Origin of the sequence: Nonomuraea ceibae (assembly GCF_019396325.1) — a bacterium.
Taxonomy (GTDB): Bacteria; Actinomycetota; Actinomycetes; order Streptosporangiales; family Streptosporangiaceae; genus Nonomuraea; species Nonomuraea ceibae.
The window spans coordinates 54,642-65,884 of sequence record NZ_JAHKRO010000047.1; the positions used below are offsets into that span (position 1 = coordinate 54,642).

Below are 11,243 nucleotides of genomic sequence, written 5' to 3' on the forward strand. Positions count from 1 at the left end.
CGAAGAAGTACCAGGCCAGGAAGCCGGCAGCGCGTCTGACAGTAGAACGACGATCCAGTCGAGCGCGGTCATGAGACACCGGTCCGGTCGCCGCGATCCCCGCCGCCGTCATCCTGATCTTCATGGTTCGCCCCGCGCCGACTGGTGGTGTCACGCCCGCCCCTGCCGCGCATCATCATGAGCATCACCAAGGGGCAAACCCGCAGCGCGAGCACGAGCAGGCCCGTGCTCGCCGGAGTCCTGCCGCGATCGCCACCCGTGCGGCGATACCCGCCAGCATCAGATGCTGATGGTTCATGGCTTCCTTGAGGTTGACCGTCACAGCGGGAGACGGCCAAGCCTTGTCCTGTCGCCCGGGGCGCCGCTGCCTGCAAGGCATCTGCTACCCGTGACCAGCACAAACACCAGCCTCCCGCGATTCCCGCAGGGGGTATATGGCTGAGCGGCTCAGACAGACCCCACAAGCCTCTCGCTCACGGTGCGATCTGCGAGCACAACGCTCGTCCGAAGCTCATGCCACCGTGCTTTGCGCGGGCACCTTTCTCGCTGCCTCGTTCACTCCACCGCACCCGGCCCCGCAGGCATCCTCGCTGCCGCCATCAGGGCCAGCCGCGGCAGGAGGAGATGAGGCGCGAGCTCACCAGGGGCGGTAGCCGAGCGCAGGATGCCGGTCCGCCTCATGGGTCCTCGCCGTCCTGCTCGCGGCTTGTCGCTTCCTTGATCAGCCAGTTCCTCAGGTCTGGCAGCTCATGATGCGCATAGTCGACCTCGACTGCAAGAACGCCAGGCTGCGCGAGCAGCTTGGCTGTGGCTCTCTCGCGATCGTCGCTCCAGTCGATGCCGCTCAGATGCACGATCAGTCGGCAGGTGGGGCCCTGATGCCTGCTCATGTCGCTCCTGGCGCCTGCGGTCGCCGGGCCTGGTACCCGGGCCTGGGACCTCGAGGCGGGAGACGTGGCCCCGTCTCAGAGGTTGATCACAGGCGCTTCGAGAGTGTTCTCGGGTCAGCGGAGAACCGGGTGGTCCCGCCCCTCTCGCAGGGTGTCCAGCCGGGAGCGGTACTCGTCGGTGCCGATCTCACCTCGTGCGTAGCGCTGCGCCAGGACTTCCTCTGCTGTCGGCGGCGGGGAAGCAGGCCCCGCGCCGGTGGTCCGGACCACATGGCGGGCGGCAGCACGATCGCGGTGACCACCAGTCCCCAGAACACCAGCGTGCTCAGGCCCATGAGCGCGTATCCCCAGCCACTCATGTGGTCATAGCCCCACCACATCATCGTCATCACCTCGGATGTTCGATCTCTTCCATCCTGTGCGGTCGGCCGGCTGTGGCGGCAGGGGCTTTCGTCCCTGTTTGGGGAAGGTATTGGCAGGCAATGCCCAAGCTTGGCGAGCGCCTGGGCGGTATTCGCCGTGCAAGCTGCCGTGACCGTCAAGCGGCGGCCTGCGCTGGACGCCCACATGCAGCATGCCCACCTCCCGTGGGCACTCCGGTCAAGGGCCGGCGGACCCGCCGATCGGCCGCTCGGGGCGGCGGGGCTACCGTAGGAGGTGTCGAGTCGGCGTGAGGGGGACGCATGAAGCGACACTGCATGAAGACCGCGATGGTCACTGGAGCATTCCTGGCCGCAATCACCACCGGGTCGGGGGCCGCTGGGGCGGCCATGATATCTCCGCCGATGCCGTCCCCGAGCCCTACAGGTACGCAGCCCACGTGCCCGGGCATGAGGCAGATGCATCCCGTCACCAGCGAGTACGACTACCTGTCCCAGATGGTGCCGCACCACCAGGACGCCATCACCGCGGCCCGGCAGCTGCAACGGTCCAGCAGGCCCGAGATGCGGCAGCTCGGGCAGTCGATCGTCACGACGCAGACCGCCGAGGTCGCCCAGATGAAGGGCTGGCTGGAGCAGTGGTACCGGCAGAGCCCGGCGCCGAGCCCGAGCGGGACCACGATGCCCGACCTGTCAGGGCTCTTCGGCGACCAGCTCGACAAGACGTTCCTGCAGCACATGATCCCGCACCACATGATGGCGATCATGATGTCCCAGCAGCTCCTCATGAATGGCCAGGCGCAGCATCCCGAGGTCGCCGCCTTCGCCCGCAAGGTCCGCGACGACCAGTGGGCAGAGGTCCGCACGATGCGGCAGTACCTGACCCAGTGGTTCGGACAGCAGAACATGCCCTGCATCCCGCAAATGCCCGGCATGACGCCGGGGCCGCAATCGGGAACACCTGGCCAGCCGACGCCCACGAAGCCCTCACCGACGGGCACCTGATCCAGCGACATCCTGCACCCGCAGGAAGCCCACCTACTGCAGAGAGCGCCGGCCAGACAGGCCCGGCTCGCTCGTCGGCTTCTCCACCATGCTCGGGCTGCTGGCCGACGAGCAGGAGGCCGGCCGCCTGCACATCCACCCGGGGATGGTCATCGCCGGCGGCGAGGCGCTGACCGCGGAAAACCGCGCTTGGATCGCCTCCGCGTTCCACGCCCAGGTCCGCTCCGCCTACGCCGCCATCGAGTGCGGGTTCTCGCCTACGGCTGCGCGCACAACTGGCTGCATGTCAACGCCGACTGGGTGGTGCTGGAGCCGGTCGACGCCGACCACCGGCCCGTCCCGCCGGGGCGGCCCTCGCACACCGTCCTGTTGAGCAATCTCGCCAACCGGGTCCAGCCGCTCCTCCGCTACGACCTGGGCGACAACGTCCTGGTGCGGCCCGACGCCTGCCCATGCGGCAGCGCGATGCCCGCCGTCCAGGTGCAGGGCCGCGCGGCGGAGATGCTCGAGTTCCCCGCTGGCGGCGGGCACGTCCGCATCTTCCCCATGGCGTTCGGCACGCTGCTGGACCGCGTCCCCGGCATCGCGCAGTTCCAGGTCGTGCAGAGGCGCCGGCCACGCTGCGGGTGCGGCTGAGGCAGGCGGCCGGCGCCGGCCCCGATCACGTGTGGCGGACCGTGCGCGAGGAGATGTCGCGCCTGCTGGCCGGGCACAGGGTCGAGCGCGTCGTGCTGGAACGTGCCGAGAAACCGCCGGAGCAGTCGGTCGGCGACAAGTTCCGCAGGATCATCCCCCTGACCCGCTGACCGCGCGCTGGCCTCAGCCCCGAACCACGCCCACCGTGGCGGCGACCCGACGTACCTGCCCGTAAATCACCAAACCGCAACCCATGCCCCTTCGAGATCACGATTGTGGGTTTGTGCTTACCTTTGCTGCACCCAAGATCGATTCCTACATTGGGGCTGGGGTCAGCTTCAAGAGCGGAGGACCAATGCACACGACAGCGGCGGCCGAGGCATTGCAGAACGGACAGGATGCAACCCTACGATCCGCCGCTTATGAGTCCGATACTGCTGGCGCTTCGGCCGTGCTGCCAGGAGTCTCTGTTTCGATCTGGTCAGGCACGTGATGGGATTGCTGCTCGCGCAGGAGCGCCTGTGCAACGGCGGCGGCTGTGACGGCCTCTTCGCGTTGCTGCTGAGCGCTCTTGAGCGCGTCAACGAGGTGGGCGAGTTCGCCCCGCAGGCGTTCGGTCTCACCGAGGGAGACGGCTCGGGCCTGGTCCGCGAGGGTACGGGCCTGCTCGGCCACGGCGGCCGCAGTAACGGCTTGCTCGCGCCGCTGCTGTTCGGCGCCCAGCGCCTGGCGTAGCCGGTCGGCCTCCTCGGCGTGCGCCGCGGCGGTGCCGCGGGCCTGATCGCGTTCCTGCTCGGCATTCCGCGTCCGGGCGTCCTGCTCTTGCAATTGGCGGCGGAGGCCGGCGAGCTCGCGCTGCTGGTCACCGACCTGCCGTTCCAGTTCGGTGATGCGGGCTGTGGCGGCGGCGTACAGCTCGGTGAGTTCGGCAGTGCGCTGATGAGCGGTGTCCCGGTCGAGCTCGGCCTGGCGCTGCCGGTCGGCGGCGTCGGCGCTGAGCTGCTCGGCCTGGGCGCGGGCGGTCTGATGTTCGCCGACCTGGCGCCAGGCGTCCTGCTCGCGTTCCTCAGCACGGTCGCGGGCGGTCTCGGCCTGGGCACGGGCCTGCTCGGCGGCGGCGATCCGGGTGGTGGCGGTGTCAGCTGCGGTGGTGGCGCGCTGCTCGGCCGCCGCGGCGGCGGCGCGGGCTTCCTCGGCGGCCTGTTCGGCGGCCTCGACCTGGGCGAGCGCGCCGCTGCTCAGCTCGGTGAGCTGGGCGCGCAGCGCCTCCTGGGCGGCCTGCCACTGCTCGCCGGCCGCCAGCAGCGGCGCGAGCAGATCCTGGGTGCGCAGCAGCGCGTTCGCTACGGGGGCGGCATGCGCAGTGGTGCGCGCCCGGTAGGCGGCCGCCCGGCAGGCGTCGCTGCAGTACTTGGCCCGGCTGCTGCGCCCGGGCAGGGCCTTGGCACAGCCCGGGCCGGCGCACCGCAGCTGCTCGGTCGTGTTGTCAGTCGCGGTGTCGACCTTGTCGTCATCTTTCGTGGACACGTCCGCCACCACAGTTTCCTGATCGTTCGCCACGACAACAGGGTAGCGTTCGTAGCGTTCGATCGCACCTGTTCCGTACGTTCGCAAACGCAAACTCGTAACGGCGCTGACCCGTGATAACCTTCCTTATCGCGGGTCAGAATCGCGGCACCATACCGGTGCCGGACGGGCCCGAAACAGGCGAGGGCGGGCGGGAGACGGGCGTGCACGACGAGCAGGGAACGCTGCCGGCCGCGGCGGCGGGGGAGCGGCCGCCGATTTACCGGCTGCCGGAAAATGCCGCGCACGAAGCCGGGCACACCGCCGCGGACTACACGCTCAGCGCGCGTACCCAGGAGCGGATCGCCGACGGCGTGCCGGCCAACACCCGCCGCGCCTACGCCCGGCAATGGGCGACCTTCACCGCCTGGTGCGCCACGCACGGCCGCATCGCGCTGCCCGCCACCGCGCACACGCTGGCCGAATACACCGCACATCTGTGCGAGACCGGCCAGGCCCCGGCCAGCATCGACCAGGCCATCGCCGCGGTGCGCACCATGCACCGGCTGGCCGGCCATCCCGGCCAGCCCGCCACCGAATCCGCCCGCCTGGTGCTGCGCGCCTACAAACGCGATCGCGCCGAAGCCGGCGGCCGCGGCCAGCGCGAAGCCCCGCCCATCACCATCGACGCACTGCGCGCCATGGTGTCCGCCTGCGACCTGAACACCCCCATCGGGCGCAGGGACCGGCTGCTGCTCGTGCTCGGCCTGGCCCTGATGGGCCGCCGCAGCGAACTCGTCGCCCTGCAGCGCGACGACGTGCTCGAGGTCGCCGACGGGCTCGAGGTCACCATCCGCACCTCCAAGACCGACAAGGACTCCGCCGGCGAGACCATCGCCATCCCGCGCGGCAGCCACCCGCTCACCGACCCGGTCGCCGCCTGGCGCGACTGGCTCACCGTGCTCGACCAGGCCGGACACCCCGCCGGAAGGCTGCTGCGCCGCATCAACCGGCACGGCACCATCGGCCCCTCGCTCGGCGCCGACGCCGTCAACACCATCGTCCGCGACCTCGCCGTCCGCGCTCGCGTGCCCGCCGCAGACAGCGTCACCGCGCACAGCCTGCGCGCCGGCGGCGCCACCGTCGCCTACGCCGCCGGCGTCCCGGTCGCCGTCATCGCCAAACACGGCCGCTGGGCCCCAGCTTCACCAGTGGTTTTGCGATACATCAGGGCCGTGGATCGCTGGCGGGACAACGCCATGCGCAATGTGGGGCTCTGACCAGCCAAAACGCGCAAAACAGCAGGTGTGCAGGGTGACGAACGCTCATGGAACTTAGGTGACTGGTCCCAACAAGTGCGCAGGTTGACGGCCACATGCGGCCCCGTTGTCATAGTTCTGCGTTTCCGCTGTGAACGAACCTGCGCGTCACACGGGGGAGCACCAGTGACCAACAGCGTGGACACTACCTGACGAACCTACTGGTGCGGCGCGCATTGGTCACGGAACTGTCCTCGTGGTGGTCATCACTTGTCCTACGATGCCGCCAGGTATCTATCCGTGATCGTCAGGCCAGGAACGTCGGGCCGAGGCTCAGCACCCTTGGGCAACAGCCGCTGCCTGGAAAATCTGCAGGCCGGAGACTTGCCCCCCAGAGCCCGTGTCGGCGGAGAGAAGTGTTTCCGCAAATTCGGGCGATCAAAATATAATACCTAATGAAGAGAGCGAGGATCCGGAAGGGCCGACTTTCCCGCTCAACCTAATAAAGAAAATGGAGATTCATATCTCCGCTAAAACGGTAATTTTGAATGCCAGGAGAAAATTCAAATGCGCTGAGGGCAGTCACATGAGAAGTTCTGTCAGAAGGTTACATATAAGGGCCATTGCGCACACGGTCTAGGCCAGCCGAGTGACAAGACGTGACCAATCAAGTGACAAGCAATGACGAACGCGCAGGACAACTAGACGACCAGTCTCAGCCACCGCCTCCTCGACCTGCCCCTGCACCGGCTGCGGGATCTCCTCGCCGGTTCCGCTGCCCGGCCCGGCCTGCTCGCTTCCCTCGATCACGCTCGGAACTCTAGCAGAGTCATAGTCGATCCGTATCCGATCCTCATCGGACGGTTCGGATATGAATACCTGCACCATGTAGAATTCTCACACAATTGTTGTTATGTGAGAGCACACCTGCTGTCAGTGGGATTCCCGCCTGCTGTCAGTGGGCCTGATCCGCAGCCGATGCCGCCCCTTCTCCCGCTGACCGCCTTCAGTACCACAAAATTGATCATGGAAAACCGTATGGGCGCCCCCGAACGGCTCCCGGAGCCCGCCCCCGCGCCGCCCGCCCCGGATGAGCATGAGCACCTCCTGGACGGCCGGACGGCCCGGCTGGTCGAGCAGGGCCTGGCCGCCAACACCCGCCTCGCCTACGCCCGCGACTTCGGCGCCTACGCCACCTGGTGCCAAAGTCCACCGGCCGCACCCTGCTGCCCGCCACCCCCGCGACCCTGGCCAACTACGTCGCCCACCTGGCCGCCCAGTAGTACGCCCCCTCCACCATCGACCGCGCGCTGGCCTGCGTGCTGGCCGCCCACGACCAGCTCGCCAAACCCGCCACCGCCGCGGCCCGGCTGGCCCTGCGCGCCTACCGCCGCGAGCGCGCCCAGCAGGGCCACCGCCCCCGCAAATCTCCGCCGATCACCGTCGACCGGCTGCGCGCGATGGTCGACGCCCTGCCGGACGGCGCCCCCGCAGGACGGCGTGACCGCGCCGTCCTGGTGCTCGGCTTCGCCCTGATGGGCCGCCGCTCGGAGATCACCGACATCGACATCGACGACCTCACCTTCACCGCCGACGGCCTGGAGCTGTACGTCCCGTTCAGCAAGACCGACCAGGACGCCCACGGCGAGATCGTCGCCATCCCCTACGGCCAGCACCCGCAGACCTGCCCCATCAGGGTGACCCGCGCCTGGCTCACCGACCTGGCCGACGCCGGCGTGACGACCGGGCCGCTGTTCCGCCCGATCGACCGGCACGGCCGCATCGCCTCCCCCGCTCATCCCGTCGCCGGGCGCGGCCGTCGTGAACGGCTGACCCCGCAGTCGATCAACTTGATCGTCAAACGGGCCGCCGCAGGCGCCGGCCTCGACCACGCCGATGCCTACACCGCACATGGCCTGCGCGCGGGCGGCGCCACCTCGGCCGCCAAGGCCGGCGCGCCCATGTCCGCGATCACCCGCCATGGACGCTGGGCCGACGGCTCGCCCGTCGTCGCCGGCTACATCCACCAGGCCGACAAGTGGAACGACAACCCGCTGCACGGCATCGGACTCTGAGAGGTCGTGTAGGTTCCCAAATTCCGTGCACCTTCTCATTCGCAGTCTCACACGGGTGTCATCCCGCAGGTCAGCAGCTTGCCGTCGCCTGGGAAGCCGAGGAGATGACACGCGGCCTGAGACAACCGACGTGTGACACGGTGTGAGACACCGAGGTAGCCGGCAGGTCACAGCGTTGGCGCATGACGCAGAGATTGAGAACCGACAGGTCGGCGGTCGCTGGTCCGCCTATCGGTACCGTGGCGCCTGATCGACTTTGAGCCACTTCGCTGTGCGGGCAACACTTGCCAGTGGTGCTCGCTCTTGAACGGCTGCCGGAGCCACCCAATCTGGACTGCCCTGTGTGCCTGCGCGGCCGGCTCGGGCAGCCAGCAGCTCCGCGAGCAAGCCGCTGGCGGTGGTGGCTGTCACTGATCGCTCTGCAAGGAGCCCGGCTTCGCCGAGGCGAAGAGCCGCGATGCGGAGGGCACGCCGCCGCCTGTTCGGGAGCCGGTCGAGACACTGCTCAAGTTCGATGAGGAGCTCCTCGATGGTGTCGCCTGCTGCGATCGCCCAGAGCGCAAGGGCCCACTCGGCCAGGGAGTGGTCGTCGTCGCACGCTTTGAGCCGGTCGCGCCACCACATGGCGTCACGCGCATGGGCCCGGGTGTGTGCGATGAGCGCCGCGGGGTGACCAGTGGCGCCCAGTGCTTGTGCGCCTGGCACACGCGTATATCCCTCAAGAAGCGGCATGGCCGCACCGATGACGGCGATCTCCGTAACAAGCCAGCAGCGGCCGACCTCGTGGAACAGCGCGGTGGAGGCGTTGGACCAGGGGACGTGCTGCCCTTCTCGCCGCGCTGGAATCGTCGGAAGCTCGCGACGTCGGCAAGGGCCGATCCTGACTTGCGTAGGAGTTGGATGGCCTGTGAGCGACGATCGGGGGAGGACGCTTTCGGCGTCTGGGGCGTGGGACGGGTGCCGAAGGAGTAGAACTCGGCGGGGCTGAGGGCTACCGCGATCCTTGCAAGTTCCGAGCGCACTGAGGTCGTCTCGGTGCATTGGCCGTCGAGTACGGCCCGACGGAGTTGCTCCTCAAGGAAGCTGCCTTTCTGGGGCAGGCCTCCGGTGTTGAGGATCAGCTGGGCCCGCTCACCGTCCTCGGCGGAAAGACCGGGGATGTCGATGACATCACCGGCGATGACTTCGCAGGCCGCGCCGAGCCTCAGCCAGGCGATCTCGTCGTCGGTGCCGATCGCCTGGGTAAGCCGATCAATCCACCAGCGGGCGAACTGGCGTCGTTGCCCGAGTAGGTCGCGAATGACGCGCATGCGAACGTGATTGTTGGGGTGTGCGGCGATGGCTTGGGTGAGGCGCTCCCACACCTTGCCGGCGTGTGACGGGTCCGGAAGTGTCGCTATCGCCCTGTCGTCGAGCGCCTCCAACAGGAGCTTGCTGCCATGGTCGTCGGTCAGCGCGTCCACGTTCGCGGCGGCTTCCAGCGGCCGGCTGTTGAACACGCCGTCGGTGATGAGGCTCCACGATGCCACGCGCACATGCTTGGAGGGATTGTCCGTAAGCTCGTGAGTGATCCCCGCCTGCAGCACATAGAGGTCGGAGCCCGTCGCGTGGCCGCCGTAGAAGCGGGCGGTGTTGAACCAGTAGGGCCGTCGAAGTAGTTCACGGAAGACGTGCGTGCGGTCGAAGCGGGGGTCGCCCTCGCCGGCGTAGCGGTACAGATATCGCGCCGCGAAGTACTCCCGCAGCGATTGCACTTCGAACTCGTAGGTCTCCTGTTCCTTGCCCGTCAGGGCCCACAGTCGGTCGGTCGCGGCCTCGAAGAGTTCATCCACCACGTTCTCGGGCTTGCCATAGGTCCGCTGGAAGTGCTTCATCGCGGCCTCGACCTCGTCGCGCGTCATTCGCCCGCTGTGACCGTCTTCCTCTGCTCGGGACTGGACGTACCAGCCGAGGAACGGGACGATCTCCAGGAGTTCCGTCCGATATTTCCGGACCGTCTCGGGGTGCTTGTTCGCCTCTCGAGCCAAGAGCAGATTCATGTACGCGTCGTACAGTTCGGTGCGTTGGCTTGGTGTCGCGTCCCCGTGCTGGCGCAGGAGGTAGAGCAGAATGGTCAGCTGCATCGGATGGCCGGCGAGTTCGCCGATGTAGGGCTCGCGAGTCCTTTCGTTGAAGTTGCGGCGCAGTGTGCGGCTGTCGTTGCCTCGGACGTTGTGCACGGCGCACCACTTCCGGAGGAACTGATCGCGCAGAGCATGATCCAGGGGACTCAGCGAGATGACCTCGAACACATCCGCATCCGGTTCTGGCAGACCGGCGGAATTGGGACGTGAGGTGACGATCACTCGGGGTTCGACGGCGTACGCCCTGCCCCGGGAGCAGAACAAATCGATCTCCTGCACGACGCGGCGGCGCGCCGCCATACTGCCGACCTCGTCCAGGCCATCAAGAACGATCAGGCTCGGCACCCGGTCGAACAGATCCTGTACATCCGAAGCTGCTACTGAGGTGCCTCCTGCGAGATGCGACATCAGGGCGGCTAGGAAGCACTCGATGGTCGCCTCCTGAGCGTGCCGCTTCTTCTCCTTGATGGTGAGGGCATCTGACTTGTCGAAGACGTCGTAGCCTTGCATCCATGCCGCATAGTCGGCGAGATCGAACCGGAGCGGAAATCTGGGCTTGCTGGTCGCCGGCAGATCAGATGTGGGCGTCTGTGCCGGCATGAATGCGGCACGGAACGCCTGGCAGACGATCTGCCCCAGCGTGGACTTGCCCTGACCGGGTGCTCCCCGCACGAGGGTGAACGGGTAGGGCGACTTGCCGATGATGTAGGAGGCGGCACCGCCCCAGCCGGTGGGTGTCAGTTGCCAACCCCTGTGCCCGGCGGGGAACGTGGATCATGTCCGCCGGCACATCGACGAACAGGTCGGCCAGGCGTTCCCGGTCCAAATCGACTTGGCTGAACTTGACGCGCTCGTCGTTGTCCCACTGTGCAGCGGCCACCTTGCGAAGGAGGTCGCGAAGGCCCGAATTCCGTTTGGCTGCTGTCTCCTCACTGAGGAGATAACGGATGACCTCCCATCCTGCCAGCATGTCGGCATAGGCCCACTTGAGCTCGGTCGATGCCGCATCAACCATCGAGTTGATCGCCTCGCGCCACAAAGCGCTCATATCGAGGCCGAAGGTCTTCGAGTGGGCGGCTAACCTTTCGTTAAGCTTGTCGAACGTCCCTGTTCTGGGCCTACCGGTACTCGGGACATTCGTCACGATGATGTACTTTTTCGCGCCCTCGGCCGCGAGCCGCCTGATGTTCTCGGCTTCCTGAGTGATTGTTGCGTCCAGCCACGCAACGGGGTCCTTCTCAGTGAGCCATTTCCATCCTGAAGCGCCAGGTCACAAGCATGTTGCAGGCTCTCGATCTTGACCTACAAGCAGAGAAGCCCCTGGTAGATGCGTTGTCGACCAAGAGCAACAGCATCCCCAGGAGCTTCG

Annotated in this window: 10 protein-coding genes; 5 read left to right on the top strand and 5 right to left on the bottom strand. The window is 67.4% G+C overall.

Annotated features, from left to right (window positions below; genetic code table 11):
- Positions 1-677: 677 nt before the first annotated feature.
- Positions 678-890 (bottom strand): hypothetical protein, encoded by a 213-nt coding sequence (locus KME80_RS26545; protein ID WP_219508921.1) that lies wholly within the window; start codon positions 888-890, stop codon positions 678-680.
- Between the two features lie 830 nt (positions 891-1,720).
- On the opposite strand from KME80_RS26545, the gene KME80_RS26550 reads away from it, so the two are divergent.
- The 3 genes from KME80_RS26550 to KME80_RS26560 all read left to right on the top strand — a co-directional run bounded on the left by KME80_RS26550 (position 1,721) and on the right by KME80_RS26560 (position 3,081).
- Positions 1,721-2,275, top strand: a complete 555-nt coding sequence (locus tag KME80_RS26550) for a DUF305 domain-containing protein (protein ID WP_219508922.1) — start codon at positions 1,721-1,723, stop codon at positions 2,273-2,275.
- A 243-nt stretch (positions 2,276-2,518) separates the two neighbouring features.
- Positions 2,519-2,911, top strand: coding sequence for a phenylacetate--CoA ligase family protein (locus KME80_RS26555; protein ID WP_219508923.1), 393 nt, complete (start codon positions 2,519-2,521; stop codon positions 2,909-2,911).
- Positions 2,902-3,081, top strand: coding sequence for a hypothetical protein (locus KME80_RS26560; protein WP_219508924.1), 180 nt, complete (start codon positions 2,902-2,904; stop codon positions 3,079-3,081). The genes KME80_RS26555 and KME80_RS26560 overlap by 10 nt, the downstream gene beginning before the upstream one ends.
- Before the next feature lie 250 nt (positions 3,082-3,331).
- On the opposite strand, the gene KME80_RS26565 is transcribed toward KME80_RS26560, so the two are convergent.
- Positions 3,332-4,471, bottom strand: a complete 1,140-nt coding sequence (locus KME80_RS26565) for a coiled-coil domain-containing protein (RefSeq protein WP_219508926.1) — start codon at positions 4,469-4,471, stop codon at positions 3,332-3,334.
- A gap of 170 nt (positions 4,472-4,641) precedes the next feature.
- Between KME80_RS26565 and KME80_RS26570 the strand changes: the two genes are divergently transcribed.
- Positions 4,642-5,697: a site-specific integrase gene (locus tag KME80_RS26570; protein WP_219508927.1), complete on the top strand. Its 1,056-nt coding sequence runs from the start codon at positions 4,642-4,644 to the stop codon at positions 5,695-5,697.
- A gap of 615 nt (positions 5,698-6,312) precedes the next feature.
- On the opposite strand, the gene KME80_RS26575 is transcribed toward KME80_RS26570, so the two are convergent.
- Complete coding sequence (locus KME80_RS26575; RefSeq protein ID WP_219508929.1) at positions 6,313-6,486, bottom strand: hypothetical protein; 174 nt, start codon at positions 6,484-6,486, stop codon at positions 6,313-6,315.
- Positions 6,487-6,995: 509 nt separating this feature from the next.
- On the opposite strand from KME80_RS26575, the gene KME80_RS26580 reads away from it, so the two are divergent.
- On the top strand, positions 6,996-7,751 hold the full coding sequence (locus tag KME80_RS26580; RefSeq protein ID WP_219508931.1) for a site-specific integrase: 756 nt from the start codon (positions 6,996-6,998) through the stop codon (positions 7,749-7,751).
- Positions 7,752-8,158: 407 nt separating this feature from the next.
- On the opposite strand, the gene KME80_RS26585 is transcribed toward KME80_RS26580, so the two are convergent.
- Complete coding sequence (locus tag KME80_RS26585; protein ID WP_219508933.1) at positions 8,159-10,474, bottom strand: NACHT domain-containing protein; 2,316 nt, start codon at positions 10,472-10,474, stop codon at positions 8,159-8,161.
- Entirely contained in the window at positions 10,449-11,018 is a 570-nt protein-coding gene (locus KME80_RS26590; protein ID WP_219508935.1) for a troponin, read from the bottom strand. Before KME80_RS26590 ends, KME80_RS26585 begins: the two co-directional genes overlap by 26 nt.
- Positions 11,019-11,243 lie beyond the last annotated feature (225 nt).

Excerpts from the sequence above, each read along its gene's own strand:
- KME80_RS26545 (WP_219508921.1), bottom strand. The coding sequence starts at position 890 with ATGAGCAGGCATCAGGGCCCCACCTGCCGACTGATCGTGCATCTGAGC.
- KME80_RS26550 (WP_219508922.1), top strand. The coding sequence starts at position 1,721 with ATGAGGCAGATGCATCCCGTCACCAGCGAGTACGACTACCTGTCCCAG.
- KME80_RS26585 (WP_219508933.1), bottom strand. The coding sequence starts at position 10,474 with ATGCCGGCACAGACGCCCACATCTGATCTGCCGGCGACCAGCAAGCCC.